At 65.7% G+C, this 17875-nt stretch carries 14 protein-coding genes; 10 read left to right on the top strand and 4 right to left on the bottom strand.

Going from position 1 to position 17875, the window contains the following annotated elements:
• Nucleotides 1-63: 63 nt before the first annotated feature.
• Nucleotides 64-807 (bottom strand): DUF5067 domain-containing protein, encoded by a 744-nt coding sequence (locus PG2093B_RS00395; protein WP_129896655.1) that lies wholly within the window; start codon nucleotides 805-807, stop codon nucleotides 64-66.
• A 196-nt stretch (nucleotides 808-1003) separates the two neighbouring features.
• On the opposite strand from PG2093B_RS00395, the gene PG2093B_RS00390 reads away from it, so the two are divergent.
• The 3 genes from PG2093B_RS00390 to PG2093B_RS00380 all read left to right on the top strand — a co-directional run bounded on the left by PG2093B_RS00390 (nucleotide 1004) and on the right by PG2093B_RS00380 (nucleotide 4162).
• On the top strand, nucleotides 1004-2482 hold the full coding sequence (locus tag PG2093B_RS00390) for a sensor histidine kinase (protein ID WP_129896654.1): 1479 nt from the start codon (nucleotides 1004-1006) through the stop codon (nucleotides 2480-2482).
• 6 nt (nucleotides 2483-2488) lie between these two features.
• The gene (locus PG2093B_RS00385) at nucleotides 2489-3184 is read left to right on the top strand and encodes a response regulator transcription factor (RefSeq protein ID WP_207214985.1); all 696 of its coding nucleotides are present in this window, start codon (nucleotides 2489-2491) and stop codon (nucleotides 3182-3184) included.
• Nucleotides 3185-3265: 81 nt separating this feature from the next.
• Nucleotides 3266-4162 (top strand): putative RNA methyltransferase, encoded by an 897-nt coding sequence (locus tag PG2093B_RS00380; protein WP_129896653.1) that lies wholly within the window; start codon nucleotides 3266-3268, stop codon nucleotides 4160-4162.
• Here the strand turns inward: PG2093B_RS00380 and PG2093B_RS00375 are convergent.
• The 3 genes from PG2093B_RS00375 to PG2093B_RS00365 all read right to left on the bottom strand — a co-directional run bounded on the left by PG2093B_RS00375 (nucleotide 4140) and on the right by PG2093B_RS00365 (nucleotide 8723).
• Nucleotides 4140-5105, bottom strand: coding sequence for a DMT family transporter (locus PG2093B_RS00375; RefSeq protein ID WP_129896686.1), 966 nt, complete (start codon nucleotides 5103-5105; stop codon nucleotides 4140-4142). The genes PG2093B_RS00380 and PG2093B_RS00375 overlap by 23 nt on opposite strands.
• A 107-nt stretch (nucleotides 5106-5212) precedes the next feature.
• The gene (locus PG2093B_RS00370; RefSeq protein WP_129896652.1) at nucleotides 5213-6286 is read right to left on the bottom strand and encodes an alpha/beta fold hydrolase; all 1074 of its coding nucleotides are present in this window, start codon (nucleotides 6284-6286) and stop codon (nucleotides 5213-5215) included.
• 52 nt (nucleotides 6287-6338) lie between these two features.
• On the bottom strand, nucleotides 6339-8723 hold the full coding sequence (locus PG2093B_RS00365) for a S9 family peptidase (protein WP_129896651.1): 2385 nt from the start codon (nucleotides 8721-8723) through the stop codon (nucleotides 6339-6341).
• An 80-nt stretch (nucleotides 8724-8803) separates the two neighbouring features.
• Between PG2093B_RS00365 and PG2093B_RS00360 the strand changes: the two genes are divergently transcribed.
• From PG2093B_RS00360 to pknB, 7 genes are read left to right on the top strand one after another with little or no spacing between them, the layout of a single operon-like run.
• Nucleotides 8804-9505: an FhaA domain-containing protein gene (locus PG2093B_RS00360; protein WP_022857935.1), complete on the top strand. Its 702-nt coding sequence runs from the start codon at nucleotides 8804-8806 to the stop codon at nucleotides 9503-9505.
• Nucleotides 9506-9529: 24 nt separating this feature from the next.
• Nucleotides 9530-10090 carry an FHA domain-containing protein FhaB/FipA gene (locus tag PG2093B_RS00355; RefSeq protein WP_129896650.1) on the top strand — a complete coding sequence of 187 codons (561 nt, stop codon included), beginning with the start codon at nucleotides 9530-9532 and terminating at the stop codon, nucleotides 10088-10090.
• A gap of 40 nt (nucleotides 10091-10130) precedes the next feature.
• On the top strand, nucleotides 10131-11705 hold the full coding sequence (locus tag PG2093B_RS00350) for a PP2C family serine/threonine-protein phosphatase (RefSeq protein ID WP_129896685.1): 1575 nt from the start codon (nucleotides 10131-10133) through the stop codon (nucleotides 11703-11705).
• Entirely contained in the window at nucleotides 11705-13273 is a 1569-nt protein-coding gene (locus PG2093B_RS00345) for an FtsW/RodA/SpoVE family cell cycle protein (protein WP_129896684.1), read from the top strand. The genes PG2093B_RS00350 and PG2093B_RS00345 overlap by 1 nt, the downstream gene beginning before the upstream one ends.
• The gene (locus tag PG2093B_RS00340) at nucleotides 13270-14736 is read left to right on the top strand and encodes a peptidoglycan D,D-transpeptidase FtsI family protein (protein WP_129896649.1); all 1467 of its coding nucleotides are present in this window, start codon (nucleotides 13270-13272) and stop codon (nucleotides 14734-14736) included. The genes PG2093B_RS00345 and PG2093B_RS00340 overlap by 4 nt, the downstream gene beginning before the upstream one ends.
• On the top strand, nucleotides 14733-15749 hold the full coding sequence (locus PG2093B_RS00335) for a serine/threonine-protein kinase (RefSeq protein WP_242502755.1): 1017 nt from the start codon (nucleotides 14733-14735) through the stop codon (nucleotides 15747-15749). The genes PG2093B_RS00340 and PG2093B_RS00335 overlap by 4 nt, the downstream gene beginning before the upstream one ends.
• Nucleotides 15746-17836 (top strand): Stk1 family PASTA domain-containing Ser/Thr kinase, encoded by a 2091-nt coding sequence (pknB, locus tag PG2093B_RS00330; protein ID WP_129896648.1) that lies wholly within the window; start codon nucleotides 15746-15748, stop codon nucleotides 17834-17836. The genes PG2093B_RS00335 and pknB overlap by 4 nt, the downstream gene beginning before the upstream one ends.
• Nucleotides 17837-17875: the final 39 nt, after the last annotated feature.

Genomic DNA, 17875 nt, shown 5'->3' with positions numbered 1-17875 from the left:
CACAAAGCCAGCGGCCATGAATGCCGCTGGCTTTGAACGCTTTTCCCCGCGCCACTGCGCTCGTTACAGGTTGAACGTATGTTCAACCATCTTGTCGTCCTTAAGCGAGAAGAGATCGGTCACGTCGATCGTCACCGGCGAATCGTCCTTCAGCACATAGCCGATGGTGGCTTTGCCCATGGCACCAGGCTGCACATCCGCATAGGCCGACCCATCCTCGTAGCCTTCCGGTTCGGTGTCCATGCTGTAGGTAGCCGTCTGCAGCTCCTGACCGTTCTGGAACGCCTTGGCGTCGGCAAGGACCATGAATGAATTGTTCTTGTCGGTGGTGTTCTTCCACTCGTAGGTCACGAGCACAGTGGGCTCCCCCTGAAAATCATTGGCGGATTTGACCGCGGAAACGATGTTGACGTGCATGTCGTCAAGATCGCCTTCCTTGTCTTGCTTCGCCTGGCCCGACTTCGCGCCGTTCGAGGACGAGGCAGACGAGGACGACGAGCCGGTCGCTTCGTCAATCGCCTTGCTGAATGACGCCTGCATGCTCAACGTGATGACAACGGCGAGCACCGACAGCACCGTGCCCACGATGGCGATGGCCTTGCCTGATTTCTTGCCACGGAACGTGCCGACAATCGCAATGATGCCAAGGATGGCGCCGACACAGCCGAGGACTGCCGCCGCGTTGTTGATGATCGGGATGAAGCTGAGCACGATCGCCAGCACACCGAGCACGAGGCCGATGATGCCACACACCGACATTTTCGTTGGCGGTTGGCCGCCTTGAGGATTCTGGTATTCCGCAGTCATGGTGTGTTCCCTTCTTGGTCGTATTCCGCCCGGCACGGCCTCTGCATGCGGGCTGTCATCGACTGTAGAGGAGAATGCAGGTGGCCGACAGTGGACGAACGGCCATTTCTCATTGCCCTTTCGGGCATTGTTGGCATGGTTGATTATGACCGTTCGCACAATGGCACGAATTGCCCCGCCGCGCCATAATGGTGGCATGGTTGAGCAAGCACTACACACGGGAACAGCGGATGGGCGCGTCGGCACCGACGACGTGCCCATCCGCACCAAGCTGTGGTGCACGCTGCTCATGGTCATATTCGCGAGCTTCAGCAACCTGATGCAGGTCGCATTCACCGCGCTCACCACCACGCCGGATACGCTGTACTACATCTGGTGTGTGTTGTGCACACTGCTTGCACTGCCTTCTGGGTTGCTGCTGATCCTGCGCAAGAACCGGCCAGTGCTGACGTTCTGGGCTGCGTGCGTATGCTGCAGCGTCCTCCCCTTCGATTCGCTGATGGTGATGATGGCGTTGACGGCTATGATCGCACGCCGTGATTCCAAGAACCTGACATTGGGCGGCATCGCGGCGACGGCTGCCGTTTCCGTATGGTGCCAGCTGCGCGATGTGATGCGGCCGCCAGATGTCTCGCTATGGCAGGCCATATTCACCAAGAACGGGACCGGCGCCACGTATGGCACCGAACCGAAGTTGATTATCGGGAAACCCGCGATTGCGGGCGTCGCGATCGCATGCGCCGCGATAGGCGTTGCGCTGAGCGTGCTCATCGGATTGCAAATCCGCCAACGCGCCATCACCTCGGCCGCCACTGCCAAAGCCGATGCCGCGCAGAACACCGTCGTGCTGCTCAAGCATGACCTCGATTCCCAGCAGTTCGCCGACGCATTGGCCGCCGAGGCCCATGACACGCTGGCGCATTCCCTTTCGTTGCTCGCCCTGAACGCGAGCGCGCTGCAAGCTACGACGAACCACCTACAGACGAACCTCGACCCTGCAAACACACCGGATGTTGTGCGGCAGGATGTGAGCTCAATCGCCGCCACGGCGCAGGACATCCGCAAACAGGCTGCTGGAGCGCTCGATGAGGCGCATACCATCATCGACACGCTGCGGCATCCGGAGCAGGCGGCGGCGCTATTTACGCCGACATGCGAGACATCGTTGACGCGGGCGTCGCTCAATGCACTGATTGACGATGCCCGTGCAGCGGGGATGCGCATCGATTCCTGGATAGACATCCGTGATTTGAGCTCGCTCAGTGACGAGACGTCGAAAACCGCCTACCGCGCAGTGCAGGAGGCGTTGACGAACGCGCGACGGCATGCGATGGGCGCGACTGTCGCGTTGCAGGTGGATGCGGCGCCGGACCGCGGCATCCACATCCACGTGAGCAACCAACCGGGCAATCAACAGGGCAGCCGACAAGGCAATCGCCAAGCCGTCTCCAGAAGCACAGCGGCATCCTCCGCACCTGCCCGCGGCCACATACCCACGCCGAACCACAAGGGCAACGCCGACCGCCGCGGGGAGGGCCTGGCCGGACTCGCTGCACGAGTGCATCAACTGCACGGCACATGCGCGTACGGCTTTGACGACCACCGGATTTTCCACGTCGACGTCACGCTGCCATGGGCGCCACAGCCAGCCCTGGCGCAACCTCGATTACGATAGCTGCCTATGGCTCACAACACGATGGACGAGAACGGCGCAGCGCAAACGCCGATCACCGTCATCGTGGTCGACGACGACCCGATGATCGGCCAGACGATGCGCATCATTCTCAACGACTACTCCAACCACCATGTGAGCGTGTGCGCCATCGCGACATCAGGCCGCGAATGCCTTGAACAGATCGCGCAGCACAATCCCAACGTCGTGCTCGTCGACATCGCGATGCCCGGCATGGATGGCATCGAGCTGACCCGCGCCATCCGCGCCAACACGCATGCGCCCCATGTGCTCATCCTGACTTCGCTCGGCCCCACGGACACCGTGCAACGAGCCGTCGAAGCCGGCGCCGAAGGCTTCATCTCGAAAACCGACGCCCCCGAAGACATCATCCGGCGCATCATCGGTGTCTGCGACGGCACACCCCAGTTCAATCCGGCGAGCGAACGGCAGCTCATCAACGACCTGCACGCCCAACAGCCGAATGCACGCCGGCAACAGGCGCGCGCGATGCTCGACGCGCTGCCCGAACGCGAACGCGAAGCGGTCATACTGGCCGCCGAAGGACTGACGAACCAGCAGATCGCACAGCGTATGTTCATCTCGGAGCGCACCGCGAAAGCGCATCTTTCCGCGGCAAGCAACCGTCTGTGCATGGGGCGCACACAGATGGCGCGCCTTGTGGAGCGCGCCGACCTGCCGTAGCCGCCAGCCGTTCGACAAACCACAACCACGCAGTCCGTGCCCGCTGGGACCAGTGACGCCCACAGCAGTTACTATGGCGGCATGAATCCCGCAAGACTCGCGCGCTTCCATGATTGCGAACGGTACTTCATCTGCCCGCTGTGCCATGCCGAACTGAGGCTCGACAGCACAAGCCTGCGCTGCCCGAACCGGCACACCTTCGACATCGCGAAGCAGGGCTACGTGAACCTCGCGCCGGCCGCCAAACAGTCGCAGTTCTACAGCAAGGAGTCGTTTGCGAACCGCGGACGCATCCTCAACGCCGGCTACTACAGCCACATCGCGAGCGCCGTGCTCGACGCCGTGCGCGCCCACTGCCCCGCCAATCGGCGCCCGGCGATCCTGGACGCCGGCTGCGGCGAGGGCTTCTACGCGCGCGCCGTGCAGCAGGCGAATCCACAGGCCGACGTGCTTGCCTTCGACATCTCCAAGGATTCCGTGCAACAGGCGGCGCGCGAAGACGAAAGTCTCGCAATCCGCTGGTTCGTGGGCAATCTGGCCGATCTGCCGCTGCGCGACGCGGCGGTCGACTGCATCCTCGACGTGTTCTCTCCCGTGCATTACGGCGAGTTCCGCCGCGTGCTGCGCCCGGGCGGCATCGTCGTCAAAGTGGTCCCCGGCGCGCGGCACGACGAACAGTTGCGCGAGCTCGCGAGCGCGCAGCTGCGCCACGCCGACTATTCGAACGAGCAGACGGTCGACCAGTTCGCCCGTCATTTCGACGTGCTGGACACGCGCCTCGTCTCACGGACCTTCGCGATGCCGCCGGATGACGTGCGCGCCTTCGCGCATATGACGCCGCTGTTGTTCAATGTGAACATCGACGCGCTCGACCTTGGCCGGATCCGCGAACTGACGATCGAAGCGCAGGTGATCGTCGGCAGGAAGCGGCATGGCCGCCCGCCCACGGCACACGTCAACGCACCAGAAACGCCATGATGAGAATGAGCGCGAAGCCCACAAGGTCGATGGGCGTAAAAATCGCCCCTGTCCACATGACCGCGGTGACCGTGGCGGCCACCGGTTCGATCGTGCCGAACATCGTGGCGCGCATCGACCCGATGCGCACGACGCCCGCCATATACAGCCAGAACGCCACGAATGTGCCGACGACCACGGTGAACACGAGCAGCCACCATCCGCGCGCGTCGAACGCCGGCACATGCGACCAAGGCCGCACGAACGGTGTGAGGATGAGGCCGGAGAGCAGGAACGTGATGCCGTTGACGACGAAATTGCCGTATTTCGCAATGAGTTTGACCGGGATGATCGCGAGGCACGCGCATGCAAACGCGTCGGCGAGGCCCCACAGCAGGCCGGGCAACGGCAGCGTCAGCGCGCCCAAGTCGCCTCCGGTGGCGAGCAGCCACACGCCGGCGAACGCGAGCGCCACGCCCACCACTTCGCGCACGGTCGGTTTGCGCCGTCCGCGCACGCACACGTACACGAGCACCATGAGCAGGTTCACCGTCTGCAGCACGGTGGCCGTGCCCGCGTTGGTCCAGTGGATCGAGAACAGGTACGCCACTTGCACGAGCGTCACACAGGTGAGCGCGGTGACGAGGTACATCGGGTAATCGCGCACGGTCGTGAACGCTTTGCGCAGCGCTTTGGGCGAACCGATCGCCCCACACGCCAGGAAGATCAGCCCGGCGAAGATCTCGCGTACGCATGCCACCCACATGGGGCTGGCGTCATACTGCTCCATGAGGATCTTGGAGACCGACCCGTTGACGCCCCACAGCACGCCACCGACGAGCGTGCAGGCGATGCCGGCCATCATGCGCCGGGGTGTCTGCGCCACGTTCGGCTCCGCTTGGGTCTCGTCCGCGAGTTCCTGTGCGGCGTCACGCTGTTCGGCGCGCGCGGCCCGCTTGAGCATCTCCTCCACATTGCGTTGCTGTTGCGTCACTTCACTCCCTGCCTCGCCACGTAGTCTCAATGTCTTCCGCGACCATAGTAGCGAGCGACCGGCCCGCACGCCGCGCCTTACGGCAACACCGTCACCACTTCGTCGGTTTGCAGAAAACGCAGCACATGCTGCAGATACGGCGCCATGACGCCGTTGGGCATCGAGAAGATCTCGTGCACGGAGCCCGGCACGCGGATGAACCGCAAGTCTCCGGCGTCACGTCCCACGCGCTTGGCGAACACGTTTTGCGCGCTGTTGCGCACCCAGTGGTCGGCACCCGCCTGAAACATGAGGACGGGCGTCTCGATCCGCTCGCACATGTCCTGCCGCAGCACGGCCGGCGAAAGCCGCGCCGCCTGCCGCACCCACTCGTTCGCCGGCGCGGTGGTCTGGTAGTGCGTGTTCGCGTCGCGCAATGCTTTGAACCACGTGACGCGCGCCACGCTCGCCCCGCGCTCCTCTTTCCAATTGATCGCCGTGGTGAACCCGTGCTGGCCGGGCGCCATGCGCTTGCCCCTGCCCACGTCGGCGAGCGCCCCGCACACCGTGGCTGCGAGCCATGTGGGCAGACCCATGTTCGCTTCGATCATCGGCGACGAGAGCACAGCGCGGTCCACGATGTTCGGGTAGCGTTCGAGCATGGCCGCGGCGATGCCGCCGCCCATCGAATGCGCGAACAGTGTGAGCGGGCCGCCCTGCATGTACCCGCGCCCGACTTCGCGCGTGAACTTGGCGAAGTCGGCCACGTACCGCCGCCAGTCGTCGATGTACACCACCTGGTCGTCGCGCACATCACGCTGCGAATAGCCGTGCCCGCGGTGCTCGAGGATGCACACGGAGAATCCGGCGAGCAGGAAATACCATGCCATTTCGGCGTATTTCGCGGCGAATTCGGAGAACCCGTGCGAGATGACGACGGCGCCGTGGTTCCGCGTCGACGCGCCGGGCACGTGCAGCTGTTGGAATTCGCCCACGTCGTAGCACACGTAGTGCAGGTGCCCGAGTTCGGCGAGCGGCGGCAGCGGCTGGCCCAGATGGTCTTCGGTGGCCGGCTGCATCGTGCCGCTGTGCCTGCAGTGCGCTATCGCCGGCAGCATGGTCTGCTCCACGGCGGCGCGGAAGTGCCGTTCGTCAATCATCGCGATTTCCATACCGACCATAGTAGGCAGTGCGCGGCCCGTGCACGCACAGCGGCACGCGCGCCTAGCGGGCGAGCGCTCGGGCGAGGAAGTCGCGCTGCAGCACGAGCAGGTTGCGCGCCACGGCCGGGTCGTTCGTCATGTGCGTGATGCCGGTGAGCGGCAGGAACGTGTGTTCGCGCCCGGCCTCCATGAGCGCCTGGCTCAGGCGCAGCGAATGCGCAATCGTCACGTTGTCGTCGGCGAATCCGTGGATGAGCATGAGCGGGCGGCGCAGGCGCGGCGCGTCGGCGATGATGCTGTTGCGCGCGTAGACCTCGGGGTCGAGCCCCAGATACCGCTCGGTGTAGCACGTGTCGTACAGGGTCCAGTCGGTGGGTGGGGCGCCCGCGCACGCCGCGGCGAACACGTCGGGCGCGCGGAGCACGGCGAGCGCGGAAAGGAACCCGCCGTACGACCAGCCGATCATCGCCACGCGCTGCAGGTCCGGTTCAGGCAGCGCGCGCACGGCGGCATGCGCGTGGCGCGCGTGCGGCTGGCCGGTGTTGATGGCCTGCACGGCGCCGGCGAGCGCGTGCACGGCATCCACCTGATCGGTGAGTGTCACATCCTTCATGCATTCGTGGATCTCGCGGTCCCAGCGCGGGCCGCGGCCGGTCGTGCCGCGCCCGTCGGCCACAACGACGAGATACCCCTGTTCGGCCCACCACTGCGCGTCCCAGTAGGCGGCCATGCTCATCGTGACCTCCTGGAAGCCCGGGCCTCCGTACGGGTGCATGAGCACGGGCAGCTGCCGCGCGCCGGCGTATTGCGCGCCGGTGGGCGCGACGATCGCCGCGTGCAGGCCGCGCTCGCCGAGGCGCGCGAACCGCACGTTCATCGTGAGCCCGGGCACCGCCGCATGGTTCTTCACGTGCACGCCGTTGCCGCGGAAGTAGTGCATCATCTGCGCTTGCGGATGCGCCATGTCGCGCCCGGCGACCATGAGGCCGTCGCCACGGCGGGCCGCGCCCCACACGCCCGGCTCGTCGGTCACCGGGTACACATGCCCTTCGTAATCGATCGCCACCACGTCGAAGCTGCGCGCATCGTGGTCCGCCGCCGTGGCGCGCCACGCGTCGGGCACGTCGGGCGCGAGTTCGGGCGTGCGCTGCACGACGCACATCACCGTGCCGTCGTCGGCGTCGAGCAGTGCGCGCACCTGCCAGCCGGCCGGGGTGAACGGCACGCCGTCCACGGTGAGGCGGTTCGTGTCGGCGCGCATGTCGTTGACGGAGCAGATCAGCCGGCCGTTGGGCGTATAGGCGGGCGTGCCGTCGATCAGGTCGATCCACTGGTCGTTGTGATGTGTCTCGAGCACGCTGACGGGCAGCAGAGGCATCGTGTGCTCGTCGATCGACGTGAGATGCGCCCATCCGGATTCCTCGGGCACGTCCACGCGCAGGATCTGCTCGTCGGTCTGCAGGCGGTTCAGCACGCGCAGCAGCGGGCGCTGACCGGCCTGCCAGCGCACCACGGCCAGGTATTCGTAGGCGGTGTTGTCCCAATCCACAAGCGCCGTGCGGTCCACATACAGGCGGTCATCGGCAAGGTGCACGGCGAACAGGTCCACCACGGCGTTCTGCGTCAACGCGCGCGGGTAGCGGTGGCGCACGCCCGGGTCGGCCGGGTTCGCTGGGTCGCTGATCGTCCACAACGGTTCGGCGGCGGAGTCGAAGCATTCCACGAGCAATGTGCGCGAATCGGGGCCCCACCAGAAGCCGCTGTAGCGGTCCATCTCCTCGGCAGCGGCGAATTCCGCCAGACCGGCGCGCATCGTGGCGCGGTCCTGTTCGGCCACGGTGAACACGGCGTGCGCGCGGCCGGTCGAGGTCTCGGCCACCACGACCGCCGTGCCGGTCGCATACGCCACACGCGTGCCGTCCGGACTGACGCGCGGATTGAGGATCGGCGTGGCGTACTGCCGCTCGCCGTCATCGTCGAACGTGAGCTCCAGCCGGCGCGTTTCGGCGGTGACGCCGTCCTCGCCGAGCTCGCAGACAAACAGCTCGCCGTTGATCGTGAACAGCACCGTGCGGCCTGTGTCGTCCACGCTGTACGCGACGATGCCGCTGCCGCTTTCACGCGCGCGTTCGCGGCGGGCGCGCTCCTCGGCCGGCACATCCTCGGCGTCGGCGTCGGCGAGCAACGTGCGCGGGTCGGCGAGCATGAACTCGCCCACCGCGTCGGTGCCGTTGTTCACGCTGACCCATAGCGCCGTCACCGTGTCCTCACTGCCGTCGGAGCGCAGGAACAGCATGCGTTCGCCGTCGCCGAGCAGCGTGGCGGAACGCGGGGCGCCGCAGGTGAACCGGGTTGTGCGCGCCTTGTTGGCGGCGTATTCGCGCACGGCTTCGGACTGGGTGGAATCAGCCGCCTGGCCGGCGGCGGGCTGCAATGGTTTCGTCATACCGCCTTACGCTAGCACCCGCAAAAGCCGTCCTGTTGGCAACCCCGCGTAGGATAGATGGAGTATAGAAAGGGACAACTATGAGCGTTCTTGATCGTTTTGAGAAAAGCGTGGAGGGCGCGGTCAACGGAGTGTTCGCGAAATTCGGCTCCAAAGACCTGCAGCCCGTCGACCTCTCCAGCGCGCTCGAGCGCGAGATCGACGCCGAGGCGATGCCCGTGGGGCGCGACCGCACGGTGGCGCCGAACGAATACCGATTCAAGCTGAGCACCCCCGATTTCGACCGCATCGAGCAGTGGGGGTCCGAGGCGCTCGCCAACGAACTGGCCGACAATCTTACGCAGTACGCGAAGAGCCAGCATTATGCGTTCGTGGGCCCGGTCGTGGTGATCTTCGAAGAGGACCTCGACCAGACAAAAGGCAACTTCAAACTCACGTCCGAGTCCGTGCAGGGCAACGCCGTGCCGGTCACGACCGACGCGCAGACCGAGGACTGCCCCATGCTCGAAGTGAACAACAGCCAGTACCTGCTCACGAAAGACAAGACGATCCTGGGGCGCGGCTCCGGCTGCGACATCGTGATCGACGACCCGGGCATCTCGCGCAAGCACCTCGAGATCGACATCACCGACAACGGCGTGATCGCACGCGACCTCGGCTCCACCAACGGCACGTACGTGGAGGGCCACCAGGTCCCCGCCGCCACCCTGCTCGACGGCAACACGATCACGATCGGCCGCACGCGCATCCTGTACTGGGCCTCCTCCCAAGACCAGGAGTAATCCGGAAGACCACCACCACTCGTTATGATTACCGAACTCACTTTCACGGTACTGAAGTACGCGTTCCTCTTGCTGCTGTGGGTGTTCGTCTGGCTCATCTCGCGGTCGCTGTACCGCGATGTGGCCACGTTCAGCCCACGCAAGTCGCGCGCCAGCCGCCGCAAGGAACGCCAGGCGCGCAAGAAGGCCGAAGTGCCGGCCCCCGCCGCGCAGCCGCTGCGTTCGCCCCCATCCGCCGCCACCGGCGCCGCCGTGCCCGTCGCGGCGGTGCAGCCGCAGGCCGCCGAGCAGAAGCCGACCCTGCTCGTGATCATCGACGGGCCCCTCGCAGGTACGTCCGTGCCGCTCAACAATGGTGTGATCACGCTCGGCCGCGCCTCGTCCAACAATGTGGTGCTCGACGACGAGTTCGTCTCGTCGCACCACGCGCGCGTCTACCCCGACCCGACAACCGACTCGTGGGCCATCGAGGACCTGCACAGCACCAACGGCACCGTGGTCAACCAGCAGCGCATCAACGCACCCACGATCCTGGCCCCGCGCGTCCCCGTGCGCATCGGCGCCACCACATTCGAACTGAGGTGATTGAGCACCGATGACCTCTTCCGAAGAACCCACGTTGTACATGTATTCGACGACCGTCTCCGACGTCGGCACCGTGCGGTCGAACAACCAGGACTCGTCGTTCGCCGGCGCGCACCTGGTGGCGATCTGCGACGGCATGGGCGGCCATGCGGGCGGCGACACCGCCTCGACGATCGCGATCCGCTCCCTCGCGCACATCGAACAGGATTCCCCGAACGGCGACGTGGCGCGTGCCACGCAGATCATGGAGGCCTCCGCGATGGCCGCGCACGACGCGATCGTGGGCAAGGCGAAGCGCGAACGCAAACTCGCCGGCATGGGCACCACGATCACCGCGATCACGCTCGTGGCCGACTATTGGGTGCTCGCGCACATCGGCGATTCGCGCGCGTATCTGCTGCGCGACGGCCATCTGATGCGCCTGACGAGCGATCACAGCTACGTGCAGCACCTCATCGACACCAAGCGCATCAGCCAGTCCGAGGCACGCAACCACCCGCAGCGCAATGTGGTGATGCGCGTGCTCGGCGACTTCGACATCGACTCGCGCCCGGACATCTCGATCCGCACGGCGCGCGCGGGCGACCGCCTGCTGCTGTGCTCCGACGGCCTGTGCGGCGTGCTCGAGGATTCGACGATCGAAGAGACGATGCTGCACTTCACCGACCCCGAGGAGTGCGCGCAGAAGCTCGTCTCGATGGCGTTGCGCGCCGGCAGCACCGACAATGTGAGCGCGGTGATCGCCGACGCGACGCTCGCGCTGAACGCCGACGGCTTCGACCTGCCGCACCAGACGCCGATCGTCGGCGGCGCGGCGAGCGCGACGCTCGAAGCGGTGGCTGACATCATCCATGAACCGGTCGTCTCCGCGCCGCCGCTGATCTCCACGTCGTCGCCGGCGGAACGCGCGGCCGCGCTGATCGCGTCGCGCAAACCGCGCACCGAGGGCGAGGACGAGCAATCGAACCAGACCGTGGGCCAGCCGTCGGACGTGCGTGAGGAGACCGGCGAGCGCACGACGCCGGACACCGGCGAGATCCCGGTGGTGCAGAAGCAGGACGGCAACTACAGCGCCGACCCGAACGACCCCGAGGTGGCGCGGGCGATCCACCAGGAACAGCTCGACCAGAAGAAGCAGGCGCGCACGAAGCGCTTCCACGGGCGCGTGGCCGCGGTCATCACGGTCGTCGTGGTGCTTGTGGCGTTGTGCGGCGGCGCGTGGGGCGCCTATGCGTGGAGCCAGAACCAGTATTACCTCGCCGCAGACGAAGGCAAGGTGGCGATCTACCAGGGTGTGCCCACGAACATCTTCGGCCTGCAGCTTTCGCACCCGATCGAGCAGACCTCCATGCACATCAGCGAGCTGCCCGAACAGTGGCGCAACCAGCTCAAGCAGGGTATACCCGCCGACAGCTACAGCGACGCCCAGGCGCATGTGGACCTGATCGAGGACCAGTTCAACCAGATGCAACAGGAGCAGGAAGCCAGGAAGAAGGCGGCCGAAGAGGAGCGCAAGCGCCTCGAGGAACAGGCCAAGAAGAGCAAGTCCTCGCCGAGCCCCAGCGCAAGTTCCAGTCCGAGCCCGAGCAAGAAGGCTTCGCAGGAGGATTCGTGATGGCCAAAGTCCAGATACGTTACCTGCTGCAGATCCTCTTCGCCATCGTGATCGCGGCGCTCGGCTTCTTCCAGATGTTCGCGCGCATCGACGGCGGCCTGCCGAGCAATGTGCTCGTGATGATGATCGCCACGGCGGCCATGTTCATCATCACATGGGCGCTCATCACCCGGTTCCAGCCGTATGCGAACCAGTCGATCATGGCGTGCGTGTTCATGCTCACCGCACTGGGCATCCTCATGATCGCGCGCATCGACGCGGAGTCGGACACGCGCGTGGCGAGCCGCCAGATGATCTGGCTGTGCATCGCGCTCGTGTGCTGCGACGTGCTGTTCGTCTGCATGCGCGATTACCGCATTCTGCGCCGTTTTTCGTATGTGAGCATGGTCGTGGGCCTTGCGCTGCTGCTGTCGCCGATGGTGCCGGGCCTGGGCCGCGAGATCGGCGGCGCGCGCATCTGGATCGGCATCGGCTCGTACCAGCTGCAGCCGGGCGAGTTCGCCAAGCTGTTCCTCGCGTTCTTCTTCGCGTCGTACCTGTTCAACCACCGCGACCAGCTGGCCGTGGGCGGCAAGAAGGTGCTCGGCCTGCAATTGCCGCGCCTCAAGGACCTCGGCCCGATTGTCATCGTGTGGATCGCCTCGATGGGCGTGCTCATCCTGCAGCACGACCTGGGCACCTCGCTCATGTTCTTCGCGATGTTCGTGGCGATGCTGTACGTGGCCACCGGGCGGTCGAGCTGGATCCTGATCGGCGGCGTCGCCTTCGCGATCGGCTGCATTGCGGCCGCGCGCATCTTCGCACACGTCGGATACCGCGTGGAAGCGTGGCTGCACCCCTTCGACCCGGTGATCTACAACCGCTACCCGGGCGGTTCGAGCCAGATCGTGCAGGGCCTGTTCGGACTCGCCGCCGGCGGCCTGTTTGGCACCGGCCTGGGCCAGGGGCATCCAGCCATCACACCGCTCGCCAACTCCGATTTCATCTTCGCCTCCGCGGGCGAGGAACTCGGCCTTGTCGGCATCTTCGCGATCCTGCTGCTCTACCTGCTCGTCATCGCGGCCGGCATGGTCGTGGCGATGAAGATCAAGGACGGTTTCGGCAAACTGCTCGCCTCCGGGCTCGTGTTCACGATGGCGTTCCAGGTGTTCACCGTGGTCGGCGGCATCACGCTCGTCATCCCCCTGACCGGCCTGACGATGCCGTACATGGCGGCCGGCGGCTCATCACTGATCGCGAATTACATCCTGGCCGCACTGCTCGTGATCATGTCGAACGCCGCGAACAAGCCGCAGGTCGACACGATGAGCGACACGTTCCGCATGGAGGCGCTTTCCGCGCTCCAGCAGCGCCAGCAGCAGAAAGACACGCCGCGCCACGCCGATGCGACGGCCACGCCGCAGGCGGACGAGCCCGGCCACACCGCCGACATGCCCGTCGTGCCGGCGGCCCCGCGGCACGGCGCGCACGCGGCCCCGCCGGCCCCGCCAGTGCAGGACGGCGAGGCGACCGAGGTGTTCGCGCCGCTGCGTTCCACCGACGGCACCACGGGAGGTGACGAATCATGAACAAGAGCCTGAGGCAGCTGTTCACCGCTGTGCTCGTGCTGTTCGTGGTGCTCGGCATCTCGTCGTCGATCATCATGACCGTGCAGTCGAACTCGCTTTCGCACGACGCGCGCAACACGCGTTCGCTCTACCACATGTACGGGGCGCCGCGCGGCGCGATCCTCGCATCCGACGGCACCGTGCTCGCCAAATCGGATCCTGTCAACGACGCGTTCTCGTACCAGCGCTCGTACGCGAACGGCGCGCTCTATGCGCCGATCACCGGGTATTTCTCGGTCACGCAGAACGCCGACCGCGGCATCGAGGCCTCCGAGAACGACCTGCTGACAGGTGAATCGAACGCCCTGTTCTGGCAGCGGATCAAAGCCGTGTTCACCGGTGAGGAGAACCGCGGCGCCTCGATCGAGACGTCGATCAACACCACGTTGCAGACCGTGGCGGCGCAGGAGCTCGGCGACCAGGATGGCTCCGTCGTGGCGATCGAACCGAGCACCGGCCGCATCCTGGCCATGGTCAGCTCGCCGAGCTACGACCCCAACGCGCTGGCGACGCACGACACCGGTTCCGCGAGCAAGGCGTACACCGAACTGGTGAACGACGAGTCCAACCCGATGCTCAACCGCGCCACAAGCCAGCTCTACCCGCCCGGATCCACGTTCAAGACCGTGGTGGCGGCCGCCGCGCTCGAATCGGGCAAATACCAGCTCGATTCGCAGATCCCGGCCGGCTCCGCCTACACGCTGCCCGGCACGCAGACCGAGCTGACGAACTCGTCGTCGCTCGGCGACGGTTCGGGCGGCAAGATCTCGCTCAAGGACGCCATGGCGTATTCGTCGAACACCGCGTTCGCACAGCTCGGCGTGGCGCTCGGCGACGAGACGGTGTCGAACATGGCCAAGAAACTCGGCTTCGATTCGACGATCACAATCGACGGGTCGGATTCGACCGGCCTGCCGATGCGCGCCGTGGCTTCGCGGTTCCCGCAGAACGTGGCCGGCGACAAGCTCGCGCTCGCCTCGATCGGGCAGGGCGACACGCTCGTCACCCCGCTGCAGAACGCCATGGTGGCCGCGGCGGTGGCCAACAAGGGCAAGGTCATGAAGCCCACGCTCGTGGACCGTGTGCGGTTCAGCGACCTTTCGGTGCTGCCGGACACGAAACCGCAGGTGATGAGCACGGCGTTCAGCGAAGACACCGCCAAGAAGCTGACCGAGGCGATGGAGGCCGTGGTGACGGAAGGCAACCCGAACCTCGAGATCCCCGGCGTGCGCGTGGCGGCGAAGACCGGCACCGCGCAGATCGGCGTCGACAACAGTTCGATCGACGGCTGGACGATCGGGTTCGCGCCGGCGGACAACCCCAAGATCGCAGTGGCGGTCGTCGTACACAATGTGGATTTATATGGATCATTTGCAGCAGGACCAATCATGACGGCAGTAATGAAGGAGGCGTTGAACCAATGAGACTCATTGAAGGACAACTGATTCACCGCCGTTACCGCCTTGATTCGCGGCTCGCGCAAGGCGGCATGGGCGAAGTGTGGAAAGGGTTCGACATCCAGCTCGGGCGCCCGGTGGCCATCAAGGCGTTGCGCACCGACACGACGAACCAGGAATCGAAACTGCGCAGGCTGCGTGCCGAGGCGCGCAACTCCGCGAATCTGGCGCACCCCAACATCGCGGCGCTGTTCGAGTATTACGAGCACGACGGCATCGGGTTCCTCATCATGGAATACGTGCCGAGCAAATCGCTCGCCGACCTGTTCCACGAGCTCAACGGCCCGATGGACCCCACCGAACTGCTGCCGATCCTCGTGCAGGTGGCGCGCGGCCTGTTCGTGGCGCATTCGCACGGCGTGATCCACCGCGACGTCAAGCCGGCGAACATCATGGTCTCCGACAACGGCGAGGTCAAGATCACCGATTTCGGCGTCTCGTACTCCACGAACCAGGAGCAGATCACGCAGGACGGCATGGTCGTCGGCACCGCGCAATACATCTCGCCCGAGCAGGCGCAGGGCAAGCACGCCACGCCGCAGTCCGACATCTATTCGCTCGGCGTGGTGGCGTACGAGGGCCTGTGCGGGCACCGCCCGTTCACCGGCGCCACGCCCGTCGACATCGCGGCCGCGCATGTGAACAACCCGGTGCCGCCGTTGCCGGCGAGCGTCGACTTCCAACTGTCGCAATTCGTGATGTCGATGCTGTCGAAGGACCCGCTCGACCGCCCGAACGACGCGCTGACCGTGGCGCGCATCCTCACGCGCATCCAGCGCCGCCTGCTCGACCAGCAGACGAGCGCGGCGGACGCGACGATGATCACGTCGAATGCGCGCATGCCGCGCCGCGTGGTGAGCGCCCCGCACCACGACCCGGCCGGCATGCTGCCGAGCACGGCCGATGAGGACCACGCACAATCACTCTTCCATTCGACTCTACGACCTGGCACACGCCTGCAAGCGAAGGAGCAGCAATGAGCAGCACAATGCCAACCACTCTTGACGGCGGTCGTTACCAGCTGGGCCAGCTCATCGGGCGGGGCGGCATGGCCGAGGTCCATGTCGCGCTCGACACGCGCCTGGGCCGCACCGTGGCGATCAAGATCATGCGCCCCGACCTTGCGCACGACGAGATCTTCCTGACGCGCTTCCGCCGCGAGGCGCACTCGGTGGCGCAGATGAACAACCCGAACATCGTCAACATCTACGATTCGGGCGAAGAGGTCGTCACGCTCGACAACGGCCAGACCGAGCACCTGCCCTATCTGGTGATGGAGTACGTGAAGGGCCAGACGCTGCGCGACATCATCAAGGCGAACGGCCCGCTGTCGCAGCGCGACACCGAGCATGTGATGATCGGCCTGCTCTCCGCGCTCGAGTATTCGCACCGCATGGGCATCATCCACCGCGACATCAAGCCCGGCAACATCATGATCTCCGAGCAGGGCGTGGTCAAGGTCATGGACTTCGGCATCGCCCGCGCGCTCGACGATTCGGCCACCACGATGACCAAGTCGCAGGGCGTGGTCGGCACCGCGCAATACCTCTCGCCCGAGCAGGCGCGCGGCGAAAGCGTCGACATGCGCTCCGACCTCTATTCCGCGGGCTGCGTGCTCTACGAGATGCTCACCGGCCGGCCGCCGTTCACCGGCGACTCCGCCGTGGCGATCGCCTACCAGCATGTGTCCGAAGTGGCCACCAAGCCGAGTGCGATCGTGCCCGGCCTGCCGGTCATGTGGGATTCGATCTGTGCGAAGGCCATGGCCAAGGACCGCCAGAACCGTTACGCGACGGCCACGGAGTTCAAGAACGACATCCTCGCGTTCATGAACGGCGGCATGCCGGTGGCGGCCGCGTTCAACCCGCTCACCGACCTGACCAACATGAAGGCGCGCAAGCAGGCAGAAGACAACGCGAACACCGTGCCCTACACGTCGCCGGTCACCGAACCGAGCGCGCCCACGCAGGCGTTCAACCCGGTCACCGGGCAGTTCGAGCAGGTCGGCGCACCCACAACGGGCACGCAGCTGCCCACGCGCGCGCAGCAACGCGCGGCCGTGGCGCAGAAGAAGCACAAGAAGAACGTCGCGATCGCATGGTCGATCATCGGCGTGCTCGTGGTGCTCGGCCTGCTCGCCGGATTCCTCGTGTGGAACCACAAGCGCAACGAGCCGCAGTTCGTGACCGTGCCGACGTTCAGCGAAAGCACGACCGAGGCGCGCGCACGCAAACAGCTCGAGGACTTGGGCCTGCGCGCGAGCATCAAGCAGGACACCGATTCGTCGAAGCCCGAGGGCATGTTCACCAAGCAGGACCCGGCGGGCGGCAAGAGCGTGCAGAAGGGCAGCACGGTCAACGTGTGGTTCTCCACGGGCCCGCGCTCGATCAAGGTGCCCGATGTGACCGGCTATTCGCAGGACATGGCGCGCGAGGCGCTCGAAGAGGCTGGATTCGAGGTGAACCCGGCCGTGCAGACCGAAGACAGCGCCACGGTGACGAAGGATTGCGTCACGCGCACCGACCCGGCTTCGGGCACATCGCAGCCCAAGGGCTCCACGATCAGCCTGTGGGTCTCGTCGGGCATGACGCGCATCCCGGACGGCATTGTCGGCCTCTCGCAGAACGACGCCGTCAAGAAGCTCACCGACATGCGCCTGACGACCACGGTGCTCACCGAGGCCTCCGACACCGTGCCGAGCGGTTCGGTGATCAGGCTCGACCCCGACCAGGGCGCGTCGGTCACGCAAGGCAGCGTCGTCACGATCTGGGTCTCCACCGGCAAGGAGAAGGTGCAGGTGCCAAGCCTGAACGGCATGACGCTCAGTGAGGCCAAGCAGGCGTTGCAGAACGCCGGACTGACGCTCAAGCTCGCCGACGGCAGCAACGCGAGCGATGACGCCACGGTGGACTCGTTCTCGCCGAACGCCGGCGAAAGCGTCGACAAGGGCTCCGAGGTCACGGTGAAGACGAAGGCGCCGGACAAGCCGAGCCCAAGCCCGAGCGAAAGCAGCTCGAACAGCGGCAACGACGACAACGGCGACTCGGGCAACAACAACGGCCACTGATCCGTTGGGGTCACCGCCATTATGATTGTGGGACGTGTG

Source organism: Bifidobacterium pseudolongum subsp. globosum, from assembly GCF_004155535.1.
Taxonomy (GTDB): domain Bacteria; phylum Actinomycetota; class Actinomycetes; order Actinomycetales; family Bifidobacteriaceae; genus Bifidobacterium; species Bifidobacterium pseudolongum_C.
This window is presented reverse-complemented; position numbering and strand designations above follow the sequence as displayed.

Bases quoted from the DNA above. Each gene is read 5' to 3' on its own strand.
- PG2093B_RS00340 (WP_129896649.1), top strand. From the start codon at position 13,270: ATGAACAAGAGCCTGAGGCAGCTGTTCACCGCTGTGCTCGTGCTGTTC.
- PG2093B_RS00385 (WP_207214985.1), top strand. From the start codon at position 2,489: ATGGCTCACAACACGATGGACGAGAACGGCGCAGCGCAAACGCCGATC.
- PG2093B_RS00350 (WP_129896685.1), top strand. From the start codon at position 10,131: ATGTATTCGACGACCGTCTCCGACGTCGGCACCGTGCGGTCGAACAAC.
- PG2093B_RS00375 (WP_129896686.1), bottom strand. From the start codon at position 5,105: ATGCTCAAGCGGGCCGCGCGCGCCGAACAGCGTGACGCCGCACAGGAA.
- PG2093B_RS00360 (WP_022857935.1), top strand. From the start codon at position 8,804: ATGAGCGTTCTTGATCGTTTTGAGAAAAGCGTGGAGGGCGCGGTCAAC.
- PG2093B_RS00370 (WP_129896652.1), bottom strand. From the start codon at position 6,286: ATGGAAATCGCGATGATTGACGAACGGCACTTCCGCGCCGCCGTGGAG.
- PG2093B_RS00355 (WP_129896650.1), top strand. From the start codon at position 9,530: ATGATTACCGAACTCACTTTCACGGTACTGAAGTACGCGTTCCTCTTG.
- PG2093B_RS00395 (WP_129896655.1), bottom strand. From the start codon at position 807: ATGACTGCGGAATACCAGAATCCTCAAGGCGGCCAACCGCCAACGAAA.
- PG2093B_RS00345 (WP_129896684.1), top strand. From the start codon at position 11,705: ATGGCCAAAGTCCAGATACGTTACCTGCTGCAGATCCTCTTCGCCATC.
- PG2093B_RS00390 (WP_129896654.1), top strand. From the start codon at position 1,004: ATGGTTGAGCAAGCACTACACACGGGAACAGCGGATGGGCGCGTCGGC.
- pknB (WP_129896648.1), top strand. From the start codon at position 15,746: ATGAGCAGCACAATGCCAACCACTCTTGACGGCGGTCGTTACCAGCTG.
- PG2093B_RS00380 (WP_129896653.1), top strand. From the start codon at position 3,266: ATGAATCCCGCAAGACTCGCGCGCTTCCATGATTGCGAACGGTACTTC.
- PG2093B_RS00365 (WP_129896651.1), bottom strand. From the start codon at position 8,723: ATGACGAAACCATTGCAGCCCGCCGCCGGCCAGGCGGCTGATTCCACC.
- PG2093B_RS00335 (WP_242502755.1), top strand. From the start codon at position 14,733: ATGAGACTCATTGAAGGACAACTGATTCACCGCCGTTACCGCCTTGAT.